Raw genomic sequence first — 23,142 nt, forward strand, 5'->3', positions numbered from 1 at the left:
GGCTGGGATGGCAATTGCATGATCAGTGTCAGTACAATGGCAAGCTGTCCGGTTTCAATTACTTGCTGACATGTCACGTAAACGTAGCCCATCTGAAAATACCCTCCAGGCAACGGATTTGACTTGTCCTGCCTGGCAGCTTATCGGACAGAGGTCCAGCTTATTGGACACTTCTGTCGTCTACTAGTTAGCCCGATGAAATCTCGTCCGTTTCTTCTCGCGCTCGCGCTGTCGTCATTCAGCATGAACTCGTTCGGATTCTTGGGATTTGGCGGCACTAGATGGACTGAGGATGCATTGCTCCACAATGGTGCCGTGTTGCTCGTTGAGCGAAATGTCGAGCGCGGTGGCCGGCATGAAATCGGACAGAAGCCCCCGTACCGAGAGCAGCGATTGCAGTTCAAGCATTCGGCCACAGGGGAGAAGGTAATCTGGGAAGACCTCAATGCCAAGGACATTGGCACTGCCAGCTTCCTACCAATGCTCGTCGATATCGTGGCCAACACCCCCTATGTTGTCGTAACCCCGATGGGCTGCCTCTCATACAACAAATGGGGAAGACCAAATCCACCTTATGTTGTCTTCCGCTACAAAGGAGAGCGCTGGACGCGCATTCCGCTGTCTGACCTACCGAAGGAAATCATCATTCCCAATTTGATTTCTTCCGCCCCAGATATCGAAATTGAGCGACTGGGCAAAACCCATGTCACGGTCGACGACGTCAAACGGGCAAACTCACGATTTAAACAGCCCGAGTACAAATCTATCCTACGCACCGAAGTTCCAGCTGGCTCCTATGGGTCCTCTGTGAACTGTGAGGAGATGGTCTACTACAAAGGAGCGTGGGTCGGCCCCGGTGATTCCATTGGCAAGCGAATGATGGACCGCAGATCTAAGTGAGCCTATATGACAATCGGACTAACCCATCATTCCACCGGACGCTGCGCGATGAAGCCGCGCAGCGCCGGTGAATCCAGACGTTGGGCGTCGTTAATCCATTACCAGCGAACACTCCATGGCCTTCTCAAAAACAACCACGAGTGACTACATTGTTGAGCTACTAGGCATCAGCACTGAGGATGTAAAGGCTTTGACTCAGGTTCCCATCTATGTCGATTTGAAGCGGAAAGCTGGCTTATTGTCCTTTCCTCAAGAGCTGCATTATTCGGATTTTCCGCCCACACTGAAGTGCAAGTTTTTTGCGTATGGCGAACACTTCGCGGTTAAACAAACACGCAGGATGACGAAGCCGTACAGCGAGGGCTACACCACAATAGAAGTTTTTAACATCGAAATTGATCGCAACCTCAAGTTAGCCTACTTCAAACGCCGAAGAATCTTGAACCTCTGCAAAGAAGCATTGTTAAGCTACATTGGGCCAACCTATTTTGGCCAAGCATACGAAGTCAATCTTAATCTGATCCCGCAACGGTACTCTAAGAGGGAGCTGAAAGCAGCTAAGCAAACGATTGATGAGTATTTGAAAATTATGGCTGATATCTCTAGTCGCATCCGCGAGGAACGTTAACGCCCAACATGGCGGTCGACCTCGTTCCCTTCGGTCGCTGGATGCTGCGCGATGAAGCTGCGCAGTGCCGGCCACCGCTACGTTGAAGCTGTAGAAAAACCAAATTCTGCGATAAATGGCCATGTCCGACAAAAACCCAGCTTGCACAATCGCTCCAGATTCGATGACCATCGTCTCAGGGTAGATAAATTATCCTCTTAATATACCCCTCAATTTTTTGAGTGGTTTTTTCTACAGCGTCGTTAGTCCTTCTGAGTAAATCATGGTTACCTGTTATCTGCGTTACATCATTGATCCTTTCAAACTCAAAGAATTTGAAAATTACGGAAAAATCTGGATTCCACTCGTCGAGAGGTTTGGTGGCAAACACCATGGCTACTTCCTGCCATCGGAGGGGGCAAATAATGTTGCTTTGGCAATGTTCACTTTTCCGAGTTTGGCACTTTATGAGGAGTACAGAGCCAAATCGTTTCAAGACCCGGAGTGCATCGCCGCGTTCAAGTACGCTGAAGACACGCGTTGCATCATCAGCTATGAGCGCAGCTTTTTCAGGCCTGTTTTCGAGTGAAAATGGCTAGCCCATACGCCATGAGGGACGCGCAAAATCTCGTCCCTCATGTCAAGCGTCATGCATAAAGAGCTGTGTATACTTTGTCATCAATGTCGCAGTCATGCTCTTTTCTCTCGTCTTGCTCTTGATTCAGCAATGAGCGCTAGCCCAGCAGCCGTCACGCCCGCCGCAACCATCCCCTATCCAGCTACTGCCTGCGTCCTCTAGCCCAATCCGCATCCCGCTGAATCCCCTCAGCCGAAACAGCTACAATGCCCCATTTTTCACGTGCCCGGATATCTTGATGAACGTTGATTTGGACTACAAAAACAACCCCTTGCATGGTGTTGGTTTGAAGGAGTTGTTGACTGAACTGGTCGATTGTTATGGTTTTGAGATTTTGTTCGCCTATCTGAATATCAATTGCTTCAACAAAAATCCGAGTATTGAATCGAGCGTCAAATTCCTCAAGAAGACGGATTGGGCGCGGGAGAAGGTTGAGTCGTTTTATCTGTACAAATTCAAGAGCTTGCCGCGTGCGTCCGAGGAGCAGTTCGAGTTGCCGCCGCGGGATCGCATCATTCCGCCGGGGCAAGTGCCGGGGGCGCCGGCTGTGTTGAGTCTGGAGGATGCCGAGCGCTTGTCGGAAAAGCGCGCCAGGAAAGCGGCCGCGTTTGGTTCGGATGCCGGTCGTCGTGCTGGCCCGGCCAAGGTGTCGAATCATGCGAGGACTGCTGTTCCTGATGATTCCGATCCCTGGGCGAAGTGGAAAAAATAAGTCCGGTTCGTTCAACTGGTTTCGAGGCGCTGGCCCAGCGCTTCGCACTGTTCGCGCAAATGTTCCCTGAGCAGTACCACGGTCGGCGATAGCTGGCGGCGGTCGGCGCAGATGAGGGCGAGCGGGACGGTTTCGCCTTGCCAGTCGGGGCAGAGGCGGATGAGACGGCGGCTGGCGATGTCTTCGGCGATGTCGAGGCCGGATTTGTAGGCGATGCCGCGGCCGGCGACGGCCCAGCGGCGGACGGCGTCGCCATCGTCGCAGGCGCGGTCGCCGCTGACTTCGATGCGGATTTCCTTGCCGGCGCGGGTGAAGCGCCAGTGGTCGTGCAGTTCGTCGCCAACCTTGAAACGCAGGCAGTTGTGCCGGGTGAGCTCTTCGGGCGAGCCCGGGGTGCCGTGGCGTGCGAGGTAGGCGGGGGCGGCGCAGAGGATGCGCTGGTTGGCGGCGTGCAGTGGCAGGGCGACGAGGCCGGAGTCGGGCTGGCTGCCGTAGCGGATGGCGAGGTCGACGGGCTGGCGGTAAACGTCGGCGGCGCGGTCGCTGAATTGCAGGCGGAAGCTGACGTCGGGCCAGCGCGCCTGGAAGGCGTCGAGCCAGCCGAGGATGTGGTTGCGGCCGAGGTCGGAGGGCAGGGAGATTTGCAGGTGGTCGCGGATGACCTGGCGGCCGGTGGCGATTTCTTCGGTGGCGTCGCGCAGGCCGTCGAGCGCGAGGCGGGCGGCGGGCAGCAGGCGTTCGCCTTCGCGGGACAGGCGCAGGCTGCGGGTTGAGCGCAGCATCAGCGGCACGCCGAGTTCGGCTTCGAGCCGCTTCAGGCCGGCGCTGGCGAGTGCCGGCGAGAGGTCGAGCTGGCGGGCGGCGGCGGACAGGCTGCCGAGTTCGGCAGCGCGGACGAATAGCTGCAGGTCGTGGAGGTTTTTTATTCTCACGATATTTTTGAAAGTGTTTCGTTGTTCGGCTAGTTTATTTCGGTTTTTGAGTAAACGATACTGCGGACGTCCTGAACCAATTGATGGAGTCGTCCGATGAAAGCCGTTGCCTACCGCCAGTGCCTGCCGATTGCCGATGTGCAGTCGCTGGTCGATATCGAGTTGCCGTCGCCGGGGATCGGCGAACATGATTTGCTGGTGGCCGTGCGCGCGGTTTCGGTCAACCCGGTTGATACCAAGGTGCGCCGTGGTGTGGCGCCGGCCGATGGTGAATGGAAGGTGCTCGGCTGGGATGTGGCGGGCGAGGTGCTCGAGGTCGGCAGCGCCGTGCAGGGTTTTGCGCTGGGTGATCGCGTCTGGTACGCCGGCTCGATTGCGCGGCCGGGCGGCAACAGCGAGTTGCATGCGGTCGACGCGAGAATTGTCGGAAAAATGCCGTCGACCGTAAATTTTGCGCAGGCCGCGGCCTTGCCGCTGACGGCGATCACCGCCTGGGAAATCCTGTTCGACCGCCTCGGCCTGCAGGCTGATTCGACCGGTACCTTGCTGGTGATTGGCGCGGCCGGGGGCGTCGGCTCCATCCTCGTGCAACTGGCGCGACAACTGACCGGGCTGACCGTGGTCGGCACCGCGTCGCGGCCGGAAACGCATGCCTGGCTGGAGGAACTGGGGGCGCATTGCGTCATCGACCACAGCCGGCCGTTGGCGGGCGAATTGCGCGCTGCCGGTTTTGCCGAGGCGGATTACGTGGTGAGCCTGAACCAGACCGACCGGCACTTTGCCGGGATCGTCGAGTTGATCGCACCTCAGGGCAAGTTTGCGCTGATCGACGATCCGGCCAGTCTGGATGTCGTGTCGCTGAAGCGCAAGAGCGTGTCGGTACATTGGGAGTTGATGTTCACGCGCTCGCTGTTCGGCACGCCGGACATGGCGAAGCAGGGCGAACTGTTGAATGCGGTGGCGCAACTGGTCGATACCGGGCGCGTGCGCACGACGCTGGCCGAGCATTTCGGCCGCATCGACGCCGCCAACCTGCGACGCGCGCACGCTTTGCTTGAAAGCGGCCGGGCACGTGGCAAGATCGTGCTGGAAAACTTCTGATTCCTGCGGTCGACCGCAGGATTTTGCCAATTTTCATCTGTGACCGGAGCATTTGATGTCATCCCTGTTCTCCCCGCTGCAATTGCGCGACCTTCAGCTACCCAACCGCATCGGCATGCCGCCGATGTGCCAGTATTCCGCCATCGACGGTCGGGTGACCGACTGGCATCTCCAGCATTACGGCAGTCGCGCCGTCGGCGGTGCAGGGCTGGTCATCGTCGAGGCGACGGCGGTGTTGCCGGAAGGGCGGATCAGCCACGGTGACCTCGGCTTGTGGGACGACACCCAGATCGAGGGCCTGGCGCGCATCGTCCGGCTGATCGAGGCGCAGGGCGGGGTGCCGGCGATCCAGCTGGCGCATGCCGGCCGCAAGGCGAGTGTCGGGCGTGGCTGGGAGGCGCAAAAGACGCTGACTGCGGCAGAAGGTGGCTGGACCACCGTCGCGCCGTCAGCGATTGCCTTTGACGGTTACGCGCCACCGCAGGCGCTGGACGCGAACGGGATCGGCCAGGTGCTGCCAGCGTTCGTCGCCGCCGCCCGCCGGGCTTTGCAGGCCGGTTTCAAGGCGGTTGAAATCCACGCGGCGCATGGCTATCTACTGCATCAGTTCCTGTCGCCGCTGAGCAATTTGCGCACCGATGAATACGGCGGCAGTTTCGCCAACCGGATTCGCCTGCCGCGCGCGGTGATCGCAGCGGTGCGTGAGGCATGGCCGCAACACCTGCCGCTGCTGGTTCGCCTGTCGGCGACCGATTGGGTCGATGGCGGCTGGGATGCGGAACAGACGATCGACCTGTGCCGCCTGCTCAAAACCGACGGCGTCGATCTGATCGATGTATCCACCGGCGGGCTGGTGCCGGGGGCGAAGATTCCGGCCGGGCCCGGTTTCCAGGTGCCGTTCGCGACACGTATCCGCACGGAAACCGGTTTGCCGGTGGCCGCTGTCGGCCTGATCACCGACGCGGCGCAGGCCGAGGCCATTGTCGCCGGCGGTGAAGCTGATCTGGTGCTGGTCGGCCGCGAAATCCTGCGCAATCCTCACTGGCCGCTGCAGGCGGCACAGGCATTGGGCGTCACCGCGGCATGGCCGGCGCAGTACCTGCGGGCGCTGCCACCCGGGACGCCGCTCCGCGCCTAGCGGAACTCGAAGGCTTCCTGGTGGAAACTCTCTTGCGGCAGGCCGACGGTGCGGAACTGGCGGGCAAGCATTTCGCCCCAGTTGCGCGGGCCGCAGAACCAGACGCTGGTCCCGCCCTGTTGGCAGGCGGTGATGTCGGCGGCGGCGAACGGGCCGTCGCGGTCGCTCAGGCGGCGGTGCAGGCGGACGCCGGTGCGTTGGCACAAGGCGTCTAGCTGCTCGGGAAAATCACCGGTGCCGGTGGTTGAGTAGAACAGGTCGACGTCGGCACGGGCGCCGAAGCTGGCCAGGTGCTGCAGGCGGGCGAGGAAGGGCGTGATGCCGACACCGCCGGCGACCCAGATCTGGTGCCCGTTGCTGCGGTCGACCGCCGGATTTCCGGAAAAATCGAAGTGACCGTAGGGGCCTTCCAGCGTGATCCGCTGGCCGGTAACCAGCAGCGCCGGCAACTGCTGCGTCAGGTGGCCGAGCGCCTTGATGTCCAGCGTCAATGTCCCGTCCTGGCTGTCCCAGGCAGAGGCAATGGTGAAGGGGTGGGCGCCTTCGCGGGCGACGGCAAAATCGGCCAGCAGGAACTGGCCGGCGCGGTGGCCGGGCCAGCTGTTGTCCGGGCGACAGACGATTTCGAGTGTCTGCCCGTCGGCCTGATGGATCGCTTCGATGGTTGCACCGTGCTGGCGTTTGCGACCGATACGGTTGCTCAGCGACAGCAGTGCCGGTACGACACCGGCGGCGGCCACGGCAACGGTCAGCCAGGCCAGCGGGGTTTGCCAGAAGGCGCCCGGCAGCAGCATCAGCCCATGGAAGACGCCAGCCAGGAAGATCAGGCCGAAGGCCTTGTGCACCAGCCGGAAATAACGGTAGGGAATGCGCCGGATCAGCGCCACGACAACCAGCGCCAGCAGGATGTAACCGGCCCATTCGCCGACATCCTTGGCCAGATCGACCCACGGTTCGGCGACGCGCGGCCCGCGCGGACGATTGGGCCCGGCAATCCAGCCCGCCTGGGCGAGGTTCTTGGGCAGCCATTCCAGCATCCAGTGGGCAAAAACCAGAATGCCGGCGCCGATGCCGATGTTCTTGTGCAGCCGGTAGAGCCTGTCCAGCCCGCCGAAACGGTTTTCCAGCCAGGGCGCCCGGGTGGCGAGCAGCATGCCGGCGCTCATCCACCACAGTGCGACAATGCCGGACAGCAGGATCAGGTTGCGACGCCAGAACCAGGGACCGTTTTGTTCGCCGGCCATGAGATCCGGCAGGATGAAGGCGGCCCACAGGCCGATGGGGATCAGTGCGAGTAAATAGAGCGGGCGTTTCATGATGACGATTGCCATGTCGTTTGATGACAATAGTCTACGCCTTGCGTTGTCTGGTGGAGGTTTCAGGATGTAAGCAAATGAAAATCGCCGCTCGACAAGGCTGCCATTGCGAGCGTAGCCAGGCAATCCAGAAAGTGCCTGGATTGCCACGGGGCTTTGCTCCTCGCGATGAAGTGCCACAGCGCCCGCTCGGTGGGCGTGCTGTAACGACCATGTAATAGCGCCCTCATAGACTCATGGCATTTTTCCCCTGGGGTCTTCCGATGAATCCTGCATTTCGGCGCTTGCCGCTGGCACTGGCTGTACAAACCTTGTTTCTTTCGCAGGCGTATGCGGCGAGTTTTACCGTTGCCGGTGGCGAGACCAATACCACTGCCCAGAGCGTTGCCAGTGGAGAAACCGGGGTGGTGGCGGCGAGCGGGGCGCTGACGACTTCCGGCAGTACGGTAGCGGTGACGGTCGGGGCCGGCACCACGTCAATCACCAACAGTGGCACCATCAGCCAGACAGGCACCGGACGAACGATTGACGCCAATGCCGGAACGCCGGTGCTGAGCATCACCAACAATCTCGGTGGCCTGATCACCGCCAGCGGTGGTGTCGTGATCCGCCTGAATCGCGCCGCAGGCAGTTATCTGATCGACAACCAGGGAACGATTTCGCAGACTGGTCCGGCGATCAACGGCGAACGGGCGATCAAGGCGGATGCCAACTACAGCTCGACCAACAACCGGATCATCAACGGTTCGGTGAGCAACAGCGCGGCGGTGATCAGCTCGACCGGGAACGATGCGCTGCGCCTCGGCAGCAACTTCACGCTGACCAATTACGGCGCCATCCATTCGACCGGTGCGGTCAACACCAGTTGTCCGGGGTATATCGGTGCCGGCTGCGTCAATGATTACTCGGCGGCGGATGGTGTGGCGATCGAGAATGGCCGTTCGAACGTGGCCATCCTGAACTACGGCACGATCACCGGGCCGCGGCACGGCGTTGACGGCGGCGATCCGGTTGCCGCCATCGCCGATGCCGATCTGGTCGGCATCGACCGCCTGGTCGTCACTTCGACCGGGCCGAACGGTGTCACCTTCGACAAGGTGGTTGGTGGTGTGACGACGGCCGGGGTCAAGATCGACGACTCGGTGGTGATCAATTACGCCAGCGGCGTCATTACCGGCAACAACGGTTCGGGCGTCGGTCTGGACGGTCACGGCGTGGTCATCAACTACGGGACGATCACCGGGAATTACGCCGGTGCGGGCAATGTCTATGACCACGAGGGCCTCGGCCAGACCACCAGCAACGGTGACGGCGACGGCGTCGATATCGATGGTGTGGCCTATGTCGAGAACTGGGGCAGCATTCGCGGGACCGGCGCCGGTGGCCTCGATTCAGGCGGCAACGCCAATGGCGCCGACGGCATCGCAGCGGGTGGCGGAACCATCGTCAACCATTCCGGCGCGACGATCTACGGGCAGTCGAAGGGGATATTGATCGATGACGGTGCCGCTGGTACCGCCGTTGCCGCGGGGCGTGGCACGGCGACGGTTGACCCGGCAAGTGTGCGGATCTTCAACGAAGGCAGCATCGTCGGCGAAAAGAAGACGGCGATTGGCCTGGTCGGCACTTTCGATGACGTGTTGATCAATTATGCCAGCGGCACGATCACCGGCGGTGTCGACTCGACCCTGGTCGATGAAGCCGCCGGTACGACTGCCGGTGCGGCGGTGCAGATGGGCGCAGGCGCCGATACGCTGACCAACTACGGCCGGATCGAAGGCAGGAACGGCATGGCCATCGACATGGGCGCCGGCGATGACGTCCTGAAGCTGTTCAACGGTGGCGGGACGGGCGTCGTTGTCGGCAGCATTGCCGGTGGTGCCGGTGTCGATACGCTGGAAACTGGCGGTGTCCAGCGCTTTGCCAGCGGTACATTGAGCGGCTTCGAGCGCTTTGTCGTACGCGACGGCAGCACCGTTTTCGACTACGGCCTGGGCAGCATCACTTCCCTGCAGGTCGATGCCGGCGCCAGCCTGCAGATGAACGGCGGCTTTTCGACCAGTGCTGACGTGGGTATTGACGGCACTTTCCGGCGCGCCAGCGACAATTCGGCGCGCAATACTGCGGTTGGCGGTGACCTCGTTTTCGGCTCGGCGTCGCTGGTCGAGATGGGGGTGGGCCAGGGCAACAGCAGTGATCGCTTCACCGTTGGCGGCACGACGACATTGACCGCCGGTTCGACGATCAAACCGGTTTCGCTTGCCTACGTGGCAAACGGCGCCCAGTACACGCTGATCCAGGGGGGCGTTTCCAGCGTCTCCACGCTGGCGGCGGATGCTGATTCGGCAACGGTCAGTTATGCGCTGAGCAACGTTGGCGCCGACCTGGTGCTGACGGCAACCCGCACGGCGAGCATGGCCAGCCTGGCCGATGATGAGACCCGGGGGCTGGCTGGCGTGCTGGACGCACTTGGCCAGGGTGGCAGCTCAGGTGCCAACGAGTTGCTGGGGGCGCTGGACAACCAGCGTTCGCCGGCGGCCTTCAGGCAGGCGCTCGGGCAGGTCATGCCGGTTCGTTCCGGCGCCGGATTTCAGGCGACGCAATTGTCGTCAGGGATGTTGATGTCGGCGTTCGGTAATCGTAGTGCTACTGGCTCGAGTCGCGGCATCGCATCCGGCGATGCCGTCAGCGGCCGTTTCTGGATGGAGGCACTGGGTGCCCGTGGCCGGCAGGAATCCCGGGCCGATGTCGGTGGTTATCGCTCCGGTGCCGGCGGCCTTGCCTTCGGTTTCGAAACGGATCGCTCTGCAGGTGAGGTGCTGGGCGTATCGGGCGGCTATACCCGTGCTTATGCCGATGGTACCGATACCGCCAGCGGCGATGACCTGAACGTCGATGGCTACCATCTTGGCGGATATTTCAGCCGGGCGGGCGATGACTTGACGCTCGATGCGTCGCTGGTTGCAGGCTACAACAAGTATGAAACCCGGCGCCGGGTCAGCTTTACCGGCTTCTCCGCCGATCTGCGCGGCGACTATCATGGTCTCGGTATCAGTGGTCGGGTCGAAGCCGGCTTCCCGTTTGCCATCTCCGCCGTCTGGTCCGGTCGCTGGCTCGTTGGTGCCCGCGCCGCTTACCTCGATACTTCCGGCTATACCGAAAAAGGCAATGCTGCGGCCGCCCTGCGCATCAAGGACAGCAGCGCCACATCCCTGCAGTCGGTGCTCGGGGTTGAGTTGAGCCAGCAACTCTCGTCGTCCAGCCAGTTGAATCTGCGCGCCCGTTACCTCCACGAGTTCGCCAACTCGCCCGAGATCCGCGCGAGCCTGAATAGCGGTGGGTCGGCATTCACGATCGATGAGGTCAAGCAGGAGCGGGACGCCCTGCAACTTGGGCTTGGTTACCGCAAGATCGTCGGCGAGGGCGTGACGATTGCCGTCAATTACGACGGCGAATTCAAGTCGAAGTACCAACTGCACCAACTGACGGCGCGCGCACTCTGGCATTTCTGAGCGAGGTTGGCAGTCATCGCGAGGGCAAAGCTCCGCGGCGATCCATGGATTGCCGCGCTGCGCTCGCAATGACGGTGAGGTCAGCGTTTCAGCTTGGCGAAGGCGCTGGCCATGGCGCTGCCGGCGGGAGCCGGGGCGTTGTGCCGAGCCTGGTTTTTCGACAGCGGCGCACCGCGTTGGGCGCCGGCGTCGTGCTTCTTCGGCTCGTCGCTCATGCGCATGGTCAGCGCGATGCGCTGGCGGGCGAGGTCGACTTCCAGCACTTTCACTTTCACCACCTGGCCGGCCTTGACGATGCTGTGCGGGTCCTTGACGAAGGTGTTGGACAGCGCGGAAACGTGAACCAGGCCGTCCTGATGCACGCCGATGTCGACGAAGGCGCCGAAGGCGGCGACGTTGGTCACCACCCCTTCGAGGATCATGCCCGGACGCAGGTCCTTCACTTCCTCGACGCCGTCGGCGAAGGTGGCGGTCTTGAACTCGGGGCGCGGGTCGCGGCCGGGTTTTTCCAGTTCTTTGAAGATGTCCTGCACGGTCGGCAGGCCGAAGCGTTCGTCGGTGTATTTGGCCGGGTTCAAACCCTTGAGCGCCTGGCTGTTACCGAGGATGTCCTTCATCGATTTCTTCAGATCGACAATGATCTTTTCGACGACCGGATAGGCTTCCGGGTGCACCGATGAGGCGTCGAGCGGGTTGTCGCCGTTGGGCACGCGCAGGAAGCCGGCAGCCTGTTCGAAGGTCTTGTCACCGAGGCGCGGCACCTTCTTCAGGTCGTCGCGCGACTTGAAGGCGCCGTGGGCGTCGCGGTAGCTGACGATGTTCGCGGCCAGGTTGCCGTTGAGGCCGGAGATGCGGGTCAGCAATGGCACCGAGGCGGTGTTCACGTCGACGCCGACGGCATTGACGCAATCCTCGACAACGGCATCCAGGTTCTTCGCCAGCTTGGATTGGGAAACGTCGTGCTGGTACTGGCCGACGCCGATCGATTTTGGTTCGATCTTTACCAGTTCGGCGAGCGGGTCCTGCAGCCGGCGGGCAATCGACACGGCGCCGCGGATCGAGACGTCGAGGTCGGGGAATTCCTTGGCCGCCAGTTCCGAAGCGGAGTACACCGAGGCGCCGGCTTCCGAGACGACGATTTTCTGCAGCCGGGCTTCCGGGTACTTCTTCATGACGTCCTGCACCAGCTTGTCGGTTTCGCGGCTGGCAGTGCCGTTGCCGATGGCGACCAGGGTGACGCCGTGCGTCGAGGCCAGGCGGGCAATGGTCGAGATCGAGCCGCCCCAGTCGTTGCGCGGTTCGTGCGGGTAGATGGTGGCGGTGTCGAGCAGCTTGCCGGTGGCGTCGACGACGGCGATCTTGCAGCCGGTGCGGATGCCCGGGTCGACGCCCATGGTCACGTGCTGGCCGGCCGGTGCGGCGAGCAGCAGGTCCTTGAGGTTCTTGCCGAAGATGCGGATGGCTTCTTCCTCGGCGCGCTCGCGCAGTTCATTGACCAGTTCGAGTTCGAGGTGGGTATAGACCTTGACCTTCCAGGTCCAGCGCACGGTGTCCTGCAGCCATTTGTCGGCCGGGCGGTTCTGCGCCTTGATGCCGAAGCGGGCGGCGATGCGTTGCTCGCACGGGCTCGGTCCGGGCTTGACGGCGTCCTCGTTGAGCTCGGAGTCGAGCACCAGGCTGACGTTGAGGAAACCTTCGTTACGCCCGCGCAGTAAGGCCAGCGCGCGGTGCGATGGCATGTCGACAATCGATTCGGCGAAGTCGAACCAGTCGCGGAACTTGGCGCCTTCCAATTCTTTGCCTTCAATGACGGTCGACCGCAATAAACCGTGTTCCTTCAGGTAGTCGCGCAGCGTCTGCAGCAGTTGCGCATCTTCGGCGAACTTTTCCATCAGGATCTGGCGGGCGCCGTCGAGCACGGCCTTGGCGTCGGCGAAGCCGGCGTCGGCGTTGAGGTATTTTTCGGCTTCGTCGTCCGGCGTCAGTTCCGGGTTGTCGAGCAGCGCCAGCGCCAGCGGCTCGATGCCGGCCTCGCGGGCGATCTGGGCCTTGGTCCGGCGTTTCTGCTTGTACGGCAGGTAAAGGTCTTCGAGACGCTGCTTGGTTTCGGCATCTTCGATCACCGCCCGCAGTTCCGGCGTCAGCTTGCCTTGTTCCTCGATGCTGGCGAGAACGGCGCCGCGGCGGTCTTCGAGTTCTCGCAGGTAGCCGAGACGCTCTTCCAGGTTGCGCAGCTGCGTGTCGTCGAGTTCGCCGGTGACTTCCTTGCGGTAACGGGCGATGAAGGGCACGGTGGCGCCTTCGTCGAGGAGCTGGACGGCAGCCTTGACCTGGGCGGGACGGACGTTGAGTTCGACGGCGATGCGGTGTTCGATGGGTGCGAGCATGGGTGCGGCAGTGCAGCAAAAGGGGGGGTGAATAATGCGCAATCCAAACTGAAATTACAACTCTTGTTCTACTGGTGTAGGATGTATTCGTAAGTATTCCAATGACAGAGGAGGAAACACATGCAAGTTCAGACTTACCTGTTTGGTGCGGTTGACGTTTCGCCGGAAAAAACCATTACTTTCCCGAATGGCCTGTTCGCTTTCGAAGACAAGAAACAGTTCATGCTGGTTCACGAAGAAGGCAAGGGCGCCCCGGCCAGTTTCACGCTGCAGTCGCTGGAAGAGCCGGCACTGGCATTCCAGATCATCGATCCGGCTGCCCTCGGTTTCAGCTATGAGCTCGAACTGAGCGACGAGGAAGATGCCCTGTTGAAATCGCCGGCTGCCGACGATGTGGCCGTGATGATCGTGCTGTACAAGCAGGAAGAAGGCGATGCCGGCATCGCGCCGAGCCTGCGCGCACCGCTGATCATCAACCTGAAGGCCCGTGTCGGCCTGCAGAAGCTGCTGGCTCAGGTCGCTACCAACGTGACCCTGTCGAATCTGGTCAGCAAGGTCTGACCGGCTTCAGCCGATAGCAATGGCCGGTCCTGCGGGGCCGGCTTTGTTTTGTCCGTTTTTCGTCCGCAGCCGGGCCAGTGGGTCCTGGCGGAAATAGCGGCGCAACAGGGCGTAGACCGCAGGATATTCACGGTCGACGACTTCGGGAATGCCAAAAAAACATTCGCTGAGTACGGCGAAGAATTCTTCCGGGGCTTCGCTGGCGTAGGGGTCGATGATCGTTTCCTCGCCGCTGTCGACGCGCTGGCAGAAATTCTCCCAGGCCGCGGAAAACACGCTTTCCCACTCGTCGACCGCAAGATCCGAATGCAGCGCCGGCATGCCGTCGACGGCGCCGTTGAGCATGTCCAGCTTGTGCGCGAATTCGTGGATGACCACGTTGTAGTCGCCGCCGGCCATCTGCACGTCGTGCCACGACACCAGCAGCGGCCCGCCTTCCCAGGCTTCGCCGGAGAGCACGTCGGCGTATTCGTGCACGACGCCGGCCTCGTCGGCCATTTCCCGCTGGACGACGAACTCGTCGGGGTAAACGATGATTCCGACCCAGTCGCCGTAAGCGCCCAGTCCCAGTTCGAGTACCGGCAGGCAGCCCTGGGCGGCGATGGCGACGCAGATTTCATCGCTCAGTTGCAGGCCGCCGGCGGTCGAGAATTCCTTCTCGGCGAGAAATTTCTCGGTCAGGGTTTTCAGGCGTTTTTGCTCGTCGACCGCAAGATCGGTGAAGAACGGCAGGCTGGCCATGGTCTGTTGCCACAGCGCCTCGGGAATGGCGGGCCGGGGGCGGCGCAGCCAGTCGAACAAGCCCATTTCAGCCCTTCTTCATGGTCAGCCAGATGCCGGCGAAAATCAGCGCGATGCCTGCGTAGTGGTAGGCGTACGGGATTTCGCCGAGGAAGGCGACCGACAGCAGCGTGCCGAAGACCGGCATCAGGTGGATGAACAGGCTGGCCTTGTTGGCGCCGACTTCGGCAACGCCGCGGTTGTAGAAGATGTAGCCGATGAAGCTCGGGAAGATGCCGACGTAGGCGAGTGACGCCAGCGAGCCGAGATGCATGTTGATCGTCCGGCCCTGGGCGATTTCCCAGAGGTAGGCAGGGAACAGCGCGAGCAGTCCGACCAGCGTGAAGGCGGCGAGCATCAGCATCGGATGCACGCCGGCTGGCCGCCAGGCCAGGCCGACGGTGTAGATGGCCCAGACGGCGACGGCGGCAAGCATCCAGACGTCACCGGTGTTCAGGTTGAGGTGCAGCAGTACGTCGAGGTCGCCGCGGGCAACGATGGTCAGCGCGCCAGCGAGCGAGATGGCGACGCCGAATGCCGCCAGCGGCTTCAGGTGCTTGCCGAGAAAGGCCCAGGAAATGGCGATGGTGGCGACCGGGATGAAGGAATTGAGCAGCACCGCGTTGGTTGCTGTCGTTGTCTGCAGCGCCAGGTAGGCGAAGGTGTTGTAGCAGCCGACGCCGAGCAGGCCGAGGATGAAGAGCGGTTTCCAGCCTTTCTTCAGCAGTGGCCATTGGCTTTTAAGGTGTGGCAATGCCAGCGGCAGCACGAGCACGAAGGCGATGGCCCAGCGCCAGAAGGCCAGCGCCATCGGCGGCACGTCGGCGCGGATGCCGCGACCGAGGACCATGTTGCCGGACCAGAACAGTGCGGTCAGGGTGAGCAGGAGATAGGGATTGGTGAGGAATTTCGGCATGGTCGGCGGATTATGCCCGACGGCACCGTCGACCGCAGGATCGACGGTGTGGCCCGTTGGGGAAAGGGTGGAATTGCTGCCAGCTCAGGCGTGCAGCAGCGATCAAATCAGGGGTACAACCCCCGTTCGGCACGCGCTTCGAGGACGCGGTGGCAGGCGATGATGAAAGCTGCCGTACGCAGTGAAACCTGTTTTTCTTGGGCGACCTGCCAGATGGCGTCGAAGGCGCTGACCATGATGCGTTCGAGGCGGGCGTTGATTTCGTCTTCGGTCCAGAAGAAGCTGGAGAAGTCCTGTACCCATTCGAAGTACGACACCGTGACGCCGCCGGCATTGGCCAGCACGTCGGGGACGACGAGAATGCCACGGTCGCGCAGCACGTCGTCGGCGGCCGGCGTGGTCGGGCCGTTGGCGCCTTCGACGACAACGCGGGCGCGCACACGGTTGGCTCGCTCCGGCGTGATCTGGCCTTCCAGCGCGGCGGGAATCAGGTATTCGCATTCGAGTTGCCAGAAGTCCTCGATTTCGATCGCTCCGGCGCCGTCAAAACCGGCCAGGCCACCGTGTTCGGCAACCCAGGCCTGGGCGGCGGGAATGTCGATGCCGGCATCGTTGGCCAGCGTTGCCGTGTGGTCGGCGATGGCGATGACCCGCGCGCCGGCGGCGCGGAACAGCCGGGCGGCAATGCCGCCGACGTTGCCGAAGCCCTGGACGACGATGCGGGCGCCTTCAAGAGGGATGTGCTGGTGCTTGCCGGCTTCGCGGGCGCACAGGAAAACGCCGCGACCGGTGGCTTCCTGACGGCCGAGACTGCCGCCCAGCGCGATCGGCTTGCCGGTGACGACCCCGGTGGCGGTACCGCCGCGGTTCATCGAGAAGGTGTCCATCATGATCGCCATGGTCTTGGCGTTGGTGCCGACGTCCGGTGCCGGGATGTCGCGGTCGGGGCCGATGATCAGGCCGATTTCCGAGGTGAAGCGGCGCGTCATGCGCTGCAGTTCGCCCTTGCTCAGGCTGGCCGGATCGACGCGGATGCCGCCCTTGGCGCCACCGAAGGGCAGGCCGATGGCGGCATTCTTGACGGTCATCCAGCCGGCCAGCGCCATGACTTCGTTGAGCGTTACCGCCGGGTGGAAGCGGATGCCACCCTTGCCCGGGCCGCGCGACAGGTTGTGCTGGACGCGGTAACCCTCGAAGTGGGCGATGCTGCCGTCGTCGCGCTCGATCGGGACATCGACGATCAGCGTCCGTTTCGGATGCTTCAGCGTTTCGATCCAGCGTTCGAGTGGCCCCAGGTAGGGGCGCACGCGCTCGATCTGTTCGATGAAACTGGCCCAGGGTTCCGGGGCCGCCGGGTTGAGGTAGGAAAGGCCGCCAAGTCTGGCCGATGCGCTCCGGTTTTCGTCATGCATGCTCATCCTGACTTCCTTTCCTTGGTGACGCAGTTCAGGCAAGCGTCGCTGCAGCGCTTTCGCGATTGCGGCGGGCACGTTGCATGAACCAGACCAGCGCCAGCAACATCAGCGCCGGGATGAAGATCCACTCCTTGTCCGGACGTCCCGGGTTGTTTACCTCGATGTGCTTCAGGTTGAAACCCTGTTCGAGACCGAGTTTTTCCGCCGGACTGCCGAAGCGCACCGCAGCGACCTGCACCTGGTCGCCCAGGGTCATCATCGTCAGGCCCATGCTGCCCAGACGCTCGCTGGCCTTGCCCGGTTCCCCGAGCGACAGCAGCACGCCCTTGGTGACGTCCTTGCCTTCCAGCGTGATGCCTTCGACCCAGACGCGCAGCTTGCCATTTTTCGGTGCCGCTTCGACCAGACGGCTGAGTTCGGTCGGCGCGACTTCTTCGAACGGCGGGTAGACCATGTCCATCCAGAAACCGGGGCGGAACAGGCTGAAGGTGACGAGTAACAGCAGCAAGGATTCATGGAGGCGGTTGCGGACCACGAACCAGCCCTGAGTTGCCGCTGCGAACATCAGGCAGGCCAGTGTCGCGCTAGTAACAGTGAGGACCAGGTGGAAGAAGCTATCAATGCCGATCAGCAGCAACTGCGTGTTGAAGATGAACATGAATGGCAGGATCGCCGTGCGCGCGCTGTAGCCGAAGGCGGTGAAACCGGTCTTGATCGGGTCGCTCTTGGCGATGCCGGCGGCCGCATACGACGCCAGTCCGACCGGTGGCGTGACGTCAGCCATCAGACCGAAGTAGAAGACGAACAGATGTACGGCGATCAGCGGCACGAGCAGGCCGGTCTGGGCACCGAGCTCGACGATCACCGGTGCCATCAGCGTCGACACCACGATGTAGTTGGCGGTCGTTGGCAGGCCCATGCCGAGGATCAGCGATATCACCGCAACCAGCACCAGCATGAGCATCAGGTTGCCGCCGGAAAGGATCTCGACCAGTTCGGTCATCGCCAGGCCGACACCGGTCAGCGTCACGGTGCCGACGATGACGCCGGCCGTCGCGGTGGCGATGCCGATGCCGATCATGTTGCGGGCACCGGTGACGAGGCCGTCGAACAGGTCCTGGAAGCCTTGCTTCAACGCCGGCATGAAGGTGCCGGTACCGCGGAAGAAGGCGAACAGCGGGCGTTGCGTGACCAGGATGAAGATCAGGAACATCGTTGCCCAGAAGGCCGACAGAGCCGGCGACAACTGTTCAACCATCAGGTTCCAGATCAGTGCGGCGACGGGCAGCAGGAAATGCAGGCCGGATTTCAGCGTCGGGCCGATTTCCGGCAGGTATTCCATCTTCTCGTCCGGCTTGTCCATGTGCAGTTCCGGATAGCGTGCCGAGAAGCGGACGATGCCGACATAAGCGCCGAGCATCAGCACGCTGACGATGGCGAAGGCGGAGTCGCCGGCGAGATCCTTGATCCAGCCGAAGCCCCAGTAGACGATGGCGGAAAGGATCACCAGGCCGGACACCGTCATCAGTGTCGAGATGGTGGCGCGTTGCCAGGGCAGCGGTTCACGCCGCGGCAGGCCCTGCAGGTTCATCTTCAGGGCTTCGAGGTGGACGATGTAGAACAGCGCGATATAGGAAATCAACGCCGGCACGATCGCGTGCTTCATCACCTGGGTGTAGGGAATGCCGACGTACTCGACCATCAGGAAGGCGGCGGCGCCCATCACCGGCGGCATGATCTGGCCGTTGACCGACGAGGCGACTTCGACCGAGGCTGCCTGGTCAGCACGATAGCCGACGCTCTTCATCAGCGGAATGGTGAAGGTGCCGGTGGTGACGACATTGGCGATCGACGAACCGGAAATCAGGCCGGTGCTGGCGGAGGCAACGACGGCCGCCTTGGCCGGGCCGCCTTTCATGTGGCCGAGCAGGGCAATGGCCGACTTGATGAAGTAGTTGCCGGCGCCGGCGGTTTCCAGCAGTGCGCCGAAGAGTACGAAAAGGAAGATGAAACTGGCCGAGACGCCGAGCGCCACGCCGAATACACCCTCGGTGGTCAGCCAGATGTGGCTCATCCCCTTGGCCAGCGAAGCGCCGCGGTGGGCGATGACTTCCGGCATGTACTGGCCGAAGAAGATGTAGACCATGAACAGGATGGCCAGGATGACCATCGGCAGGCCGAGTGCCCGGCGTGCGGCTTCAAGCAGCAGTGTCAGGCCGACGACGGCGACGACCAGATCGAGCGTGGTCGGCATGCCGGGGCGGCCTGCCAGTTCGGCGTAGAACAGGAACAGGTAGCCCGCGCAGAAGGCGGAAACTGCTGCCAGAAGCCAGTCGACCGCAGGAATGTAGGCGCGTGGCGAGGACTTGAAGGCAGGATAGGCGGCAAACGCCATGAATACGGCAAAGGCCAGGTGAATGGCGCGCGACTGGGTGTCATTGAGCACGAACACGCCGAGCGAGAAGGGCAGGGGCGAGGCGATCCATAACTGGAACAGCGACCAGGCGAGGGCGAGGGCCAGCAGCAACTTGGCTGCTGCACCGGTGGGCTTGCGGCCACCGGTATCGGCTTCGGCAACGATCTGCTTCAGCTGTTCTTCGGTGAGTTCGTGTACGACTTTGTTTTTGTCCGAGCTTGTCATGCTGCGGTTCTCCGGAATTCGGGCAGGGTGTAAACGCAGCAAGACGCCACTGGCGTCTTGCTGTGTTGTGATTCATCCGCCAGCATCGTCAGGACGCCCGGGCGATGCTGGCTGCGGGCTGTATTACATCCAGCCCTTTTCCTTGTAGTACTTGACGGCGCCATTGTGCAGCGGGGCCGACAGACCATCCTTGATCATGCTCTTGGGATCGAGGTTGCCGAAAGCCGGGTGCAGCTTCTTGAATTCGTCGAAGTTCTCGAAAACCGACTTGACCATGGTGTAGACCACTTCGTCAGGTACCTTGGTCGAGCTGACGATGCTGGCCACCACGCCGAAGGTCGTGGCAGGGTTCGGATTGTTGGCATACAGGCCGCCCGGGATGGTGGCCTTGGCATAGTACGGATAGGTGGCGATCAGCTTGTCGACGCCCGGGCCGGTGACATTGACCAGTTGTGCGCCGCAGGTCGTGGTCACGTCCTGGATGTTGGCTGCCGGGTGGCCGACGACGAAGGCAAAGCCGTCGATCTTGTTGTCGCACAGGGCGGCGCCGTGTTCGTCAGGCTTCAGTTCGGAGGTCAGCGAGAAATCGGCATTCTTCATGTTGATTGCCGGCAGCAGGACTTCCATGGTGGCGCGCTGGCCGGAGCCGGGAACGCCGACGTTGAAGCGCTTGCCTTTGAAGTCCTCGAACTTGACGACCTTGGCTTCCTTGCGGGCGACAATGGTCAGCGGTTCCGGGTGCAGTGCGAAGACGGCACGCAGGTCGCCGAAGGCACCGCCGTCCTTGTACTGGTTCAGGCCCTTGACGGCGTTGTACTGGACGTCGGACTGGGAAACGCCGAAATCGAGTTCGCCAGCCTTGATGGTATTGATGTTGTAAACGGAGCCGCCGGTACTTTCGACCGAGCAGCGGATGCCATGCTTGGCGCGATCCTTGTTCATCAGGCGACAGATGGCGCCGCCAGCAGCGTAATAGACGCCGGTGACACCACCAGTACCGATGGTGACGAACTTCTGCTGGGCCTGGGCCGGGGTGGCGCCGAGGGTGCCGATGATGGCCAGGGCGGAAGCCAGTACGGTGAATTTCTTCATGTTTTCTCCTTACGGGGTGACGTGAAAAGGATGCTGGAATGCCGTTCCGGCTTGTGACCTTGGGCAATTGGCCGGATACGGCGCATAACGTTGTGCACGGTCCCACATAATGGGATGAGGAGGGATTGGGGTAAACCCCGATGGCCTGGTCGTGGTCAATTGCTGCAGATCCATGCTGACGCTCCGTGCTGGCGGCATGTGACAGTGTGTAAGCTAGGTGCCTGAACTCTGTCTTTCCTGAGTGCTCAGACCTATAATCGCGGCCATGGTTTCAGTCGTCCATTCCGTCGCTGCCCAAAGCGATTTCGAGCAGTTCCTCGCCATCCTCTCGGCCGGTTTGCCGGCGCCCGACGTTCAGCGACTGCAGGATGCCGTCAGTTACGCCTGGGAAACCTACGGCGACCGCACGCTGGGCAGTGGTGAACGCGTCTGGTCGCATGCGCTGGGGATGGCCGTGATCATTGCCGGCCTCAAGCTCGACGTGGAATCGCGCATTGCCGCCGTGCTGTTCGCCATCCCGGCGCAGGAAGAACATGGCGTCGCACGCATCGAGGAAAAGTTCGGCAAGCCGGCCGCCCATCTGGTCCATGGCATTTTCCGGCTGAATCGTCTGCGGCCGATCGCCAAGGGTTTTGTCGCCGTCGATATCGAGGCCGGCGAGAGCAATCCGGCGGAAATGCGCGCGCAGGTCGAAGTCCTGCGCAAGATGCTGCTGGCGATGGTCGAGGATATCCGCGTCGTGCTGCTGCGACTGGCCAGCCGGACGCAGACGCTGCGCTATTACGCGGCGAATCCCGACGACCTGCGCGTGCAGGTGGCGCGTGAGACGCTCGAACTCTATTCGCCGCTGGCCAATCGCCTCGGTGTCTGGGAGCTGAAGTGGGAGCTGGAGGATCTGTCGTTCCGCTTCATCCATCCCGACATCTACAAGACCATCGCCAAGCAGCTTGATGAAAAGCGCAGCGAGCGCGAAGCCTTCATCAGCGATGCGGTGGCCAAGGTCCGCGGGGAACTGGTGGCTTCCGGCATTACCAACGCCGAAATCTACGGTCGACCGAAGCACATCTTCAGTATCTGGAACAAGATGCGCAAGAAGGGCGTCGACTTCTCCGAGGTGTACGATGTGCGCGCGCTGCGCATCATCGTCGATGACGTCAAGGACTGCTACACCGCGCTCGGCATCGTGCACAACCTGTGGCAGCCGATTTCCAAGGAGTTCGACGATTACATCTCGAATCCCAAGGGCAATCACTACCGTTCGTTGCATACCGCCGTGCATTGTCCGGACGGGCGCAGTCTGGAAATCCAGATCCGCACCTGGGAAATGCACAAGCATGCCGAACTCGGCGTTGCTGCGCACTGGCGCTACAAGGAAGGCGCCCGCGCGCCGGGGGCCGATGCCTACGACGAGAAGATCGCCTGGTTGCGCCAACTGCTGACCTGGAAGAACGAGGTCGCCGACAGCTCCGACTGGGTCAATCACTACAAACAGGCCGCGCTCGACGAAACGATCTACGTGATGACGCCGCAGGGGCGGGTCGTCGATCTGCCGTCCGGTTCGACCGCCGTCGACTTCGCTTACCGCGTGCATACCGATCTCGGCCATCGTTGCCGGGGGGCCAAGGTCGACGGTCATCTGCTGCCGCTGAACACGCCGCTGGAAACCGGCCAGCAGGTCGAGATCGTCACTGCCAAGCTCGGTGGTCCGTCACGCGACTGGCTGAATCCCTCGCTCGGTTACATTCATACCAAGAGTGCGCGGACCAAGGTGCGTGCCTGGTTCTCGACGCTGGCGCTGGAAGAGACGCTGACCGAAGGGCGGGCACTGATTGCCAAGGAATTGCAGCGTGCGGGACAGAGCGGGGGCAATATTGACGAACTGGCGCGCAAGCTCGATTTCGCCAAAGCCGACGATCTCTATATCGCGGCAGCCCGTGGCGAGCTGAACCAGCGTCAGTTCCAGACCGTCGCCCGCGGTGGCGAGGCGGCACTGGAAAACCTGGTGCCGGACGCTGTGGCAACCAAGCCGCGCAAGCCGGTCGAAGGCAATCAGGGCATCCTGATCGTCGGTGTCGACAAGTTGCTGACGCAACTGGCGCGCTGCTGCAAGCCGGCGCCACCGGACGAGATCCAGGGCTTCATCACGCGCGGCAAGGGGATTTCCATTCACCGTGCCGATTGTTCGAATTTCGCCAATCTCGCCGCGCTGCATCCGGAACGGGTCATCGAGACCGACTGGGGCGGTGAGACGACCGGCGTCTTCGCCTGCGACATCGTTGTCGATGCGCACGATCGTCAGGGCCTGCTGCGCGACATCTCGGAAATCTTCACCCGCGAGAAGCTCAATGTCGTCGGCGTCAATACCCAGTCACGCCAGGGCAATGCGCACATGAGCTTTACCGTCGAGATCACCAATCTGCGCCAGTTGCAGCGCACGCTGACCCTCATTCACGAGGTCGAAGGCGTGGTCGGCGTACGTCGTGCCTGAATCCAGG

The 23,142-nt window shown here is 62.0% G+C and carries 17 protein-coding genes; 9 read left to right on the plus strand and 8 right to left on the minus strand.

Features of this window, described 5'->3' with window-relative positions; genetic code table 11:
* The first annotated feature begins 195 nt into the window (after window positions 1-195).
* The 4 genes from BJN45_RS05210 (at window position 196) to BJN45_RS05225 (ending at window position 2,856) form a co-directional block, all read left to right on the plus strand.
* Window positions 196-900: a hypothetical protein gene (locus BJN45_RS05210; RefSeq protein WP_076092839.1), complete on the plus strand. Its 705-nt coding sequence runs from the start codon at window positions 196-198 to the stop codon at window positions 898-900.
* A gap of 115 nt (window positions 901-1,015) precedes the next feature.
* Complete coding sequence (locus BJN45_RS05215) at window positions 1,016-1,528, plus strand: hypothetical protein (RefSeq protein ID WP_076092841.1); 513 nt, start codon at window positions 1,016-1,018, stop codon at window positions 1,526-1,528.
* A gap of 262 nt (window positions 1,529-1,790) precedes the next feature.
* Complete coding sequence (locus BJN45_RS05220; protein ID WP_076092843.1) at window positions 1,791-2,096, plus strand: NIPSNAP family protein; 306 nt, start codon at window positions 1,791-1,793, stop codon at window positions 2,094-2,096.
* A gap of 286 nt (window positions 2,097-2,382) precedes the next feature.
* Window positions 2,383-2,856: a VF530 family DNA-binding protein gene (locus BJN45_RS05225; RefSeq protein ID WP_076092845.1), complete on the plus strand. Its 474-nt coding sequence runs from the start codon at window positions 2,383-2,385 to the stop codon at window positions 2,854-2,856.
* A gap of 11 nt (window positions 2,857-2,867) precedes the next feature.
* On the opposite strand, the gene BJN45_RS05230 is transcribed toward BJN45_RS05225, so the two are convergent.
* Window positions 2,868-3,788, minus strand: coding sequence for a LysR family transcriptional regulator (locus BJN45_RS05230; RefSeq protein ID WP_205750546.1), 921 nt, complete (start codon window positions 3,786-3,788; stop codon window positions 2,868-2,870).
* A 96-nt stretch (window positions 3,789-3,884) separates the two neighbouring features.
* On the opposite strand from BJN45_RS05230, the gene BJN45_RS05235 reads away from it, so the two are divergent.
* Together BJN45_RS05235 and BJN45_RS05240 are read left to right on the plus strand one after the other, a co-directional pair.
* Window positions 3,885-4,889 (plus strand): zinc-binding alcohol dehydrogenase family protein, encoded by a 1,005-nt coding sequence (locus BJN45_RS05235; RefSeq protein ID WP_076092847.1) that lies wholly within the window; start codon window positions 3,885-3,887, stop codon window positions 4,887-4,889.
* Window positions 4,890-4,944: 55 nt separating this feature from the next.
* A complete protein-coding gene (locus BJN45_RS05240; RefSeq protein ID WP_076092849.1) occupies window positions 4,945-6,027 on the plus strand; it encodes an NADH:flavin oxidoreductase/NADH oxidase in 1,083 nt (360 codons plus the stop codon).
* Here BJN45_RS05240 and BJN45_RS05245 read toward each other — a convergent pair.
* Window positions 6,024-7,358, minus strand: a complete 1,335-nt coding sequence (locus BJN45_RS05245; protein ID WP_083650867.1) for a ferredoxin reductase family protein — start codon at window positions 7,356-7,358, stop codon at window positions 6,024-6,026. The two genes, BJN45_RS05240 and BJN45_RS05245, sit on opposite strands and share 4 nt — an antisense overlap.
* A 248-nt stretch (window positions 7,359-7,606) precedes the next feature.
* Here BJN45_RS05245 and BJN45_RS05250 point away from each other — a divergent pair, with 248 nt between their 5' ends.
* Window positions 7,607-10,855, plus strand: a complete 3,249-nt coding sequence (locus BJN45_RS05250; protein ID WP_076092851.1) for an autotransporter outer membrane beta-barrel domain-containing protein — start codon at window positions 7,607-7,609, stop codon at window positions 10,853-10,855.
* An 80-nt stretch (window positions 10,856-10,935) separates the two neighbouring features.
* On the opposite strand, the gene BJN45_RS05255 is transcribed toward BJN45_RS05250, so the two are convergent.
* On the minus strand, window positions 10,936-13,242 hold the full coding sequence (locus tag BJN45_RS05255) for a Tex family protein (protein WP_076092853.1): 2,307 nt from the start codon (window positions 13,240-13,242) through the stop codon (window positions 10,936-10,938).
* A gap of 120 nt (window positions 13,243-13,362) precedes the next feature.
* Here BJN45_RS05255 and fliW point away from each other — a divergent pair, with 120 nt between their 5' ends.
* Window positions 13,363-13,803: a flagellar assembly protein FliW gene (gene fliW / locus BJN45_RS05260; RefSeq protein WP_076092855.1), complete on the plus strand. Its 441-nt coding sequence runs from the start codon at window positions 13,363-13,365 to the stop codon at window positions 13,801-13,803.
* A 6-nt stretch (window positions 13,804-13,809) separates the two neighbouring features.
* Here fliW and BJN45_RS05265 read toward each other — a convergent pair whose 3' ends face one another.
* The 5 genes from BJN45_RS05265 to BJN45_RS05285 form a co-directional block, all read right to left on the minus strand.
* Window positions 13,810-14,610: a zinc-dependent peptidase gene (locus tag BJN45_RS05265; protein WP_076092857.1), complete on the minus strand. Its 801-nt coding sequence runs from the start codon at window positions 14,608-14,610 to the stop codon at window positions 13,810-13,812.
* 1 nt (window position 14,611) lies between these two features.
* On the minus strand, window positions 14,612-15,499 hold the full coding sequence (locus BJN45_RS05270) for a DMT family transporter (RefSeq protein ID WP_076092859.1): 888 nt from the start codon (window positions 15,497-15,499) through the stop codon (window positions 14,612-14,614).
* Between the two features lie 107 nt (window positions 15,500-15,606).
* Window positions 15,607-16,917, minus strand: coding sequence for a Glu/Leu/Phe/Val family dehydrogenase (locus BJN45_RS05275; RefSeq protein WP_076092861.1), 1,311 nt, complete (start codon window positions 16,915-16,917; stop codon window positions 15,607-15,609).
* 28 nt (window positions 16,918-16,945) lie between these two features.
* Window positions 16,946-19,555, minus strand: coding sequence for a TRAP transporter permease (locus BJN45_RS05280; RefSeq protein ID WP_076092862.1), 2,610 nt, complete (start codon window positions 19,553-19,555; stop codon window positions 16,946-16,948).
* A gap of 123 nt (window positions 19,556-19,678) precedes the next feature.
* Window positions 19,679-20,647 (minus strand): TAXI family TRAP transporter solute-binding subunit, encoded by a 969-nt coding sequence (locus BJN45_RS05285; protein WP_076092864.1) that lies wholly within the window; start codon window positions 20,645-20,647, stop codon window positions 19,679-19,681.
* A 265-nt stretch (window positions 20,648-20,912) separates the two neighbouring features.
* On the opposite strand from BJN45_RS05285, the gene BJN45_RS05290 reads away from it, so the two are divergent.
* Window positions 20,913-23,135: a RelA/SpoT family protein gene (locus BJN45_RS05290; protein ID WP_076092866.1), complete on the plus strand. Its 2,223-nt coding sequence runs from the start codon at window positions 20,913-20,915 to the stop codon at window positions 23,133-23,135.
* The last annotated feature ends 7 nt before the right edge of the window (window positions 23,136-23,142 follow it).

It is taken from the genome of Azonexus hydrophilus, from assembly GCF_001956855.1.
Taxonomy (GTDB): Bacteria; Pseudomonadota; Gammaproteobacteria; order Burkholderiales; family Rhodocyclaceae; genus Azonexus; species Azonexus hydrophilus_A.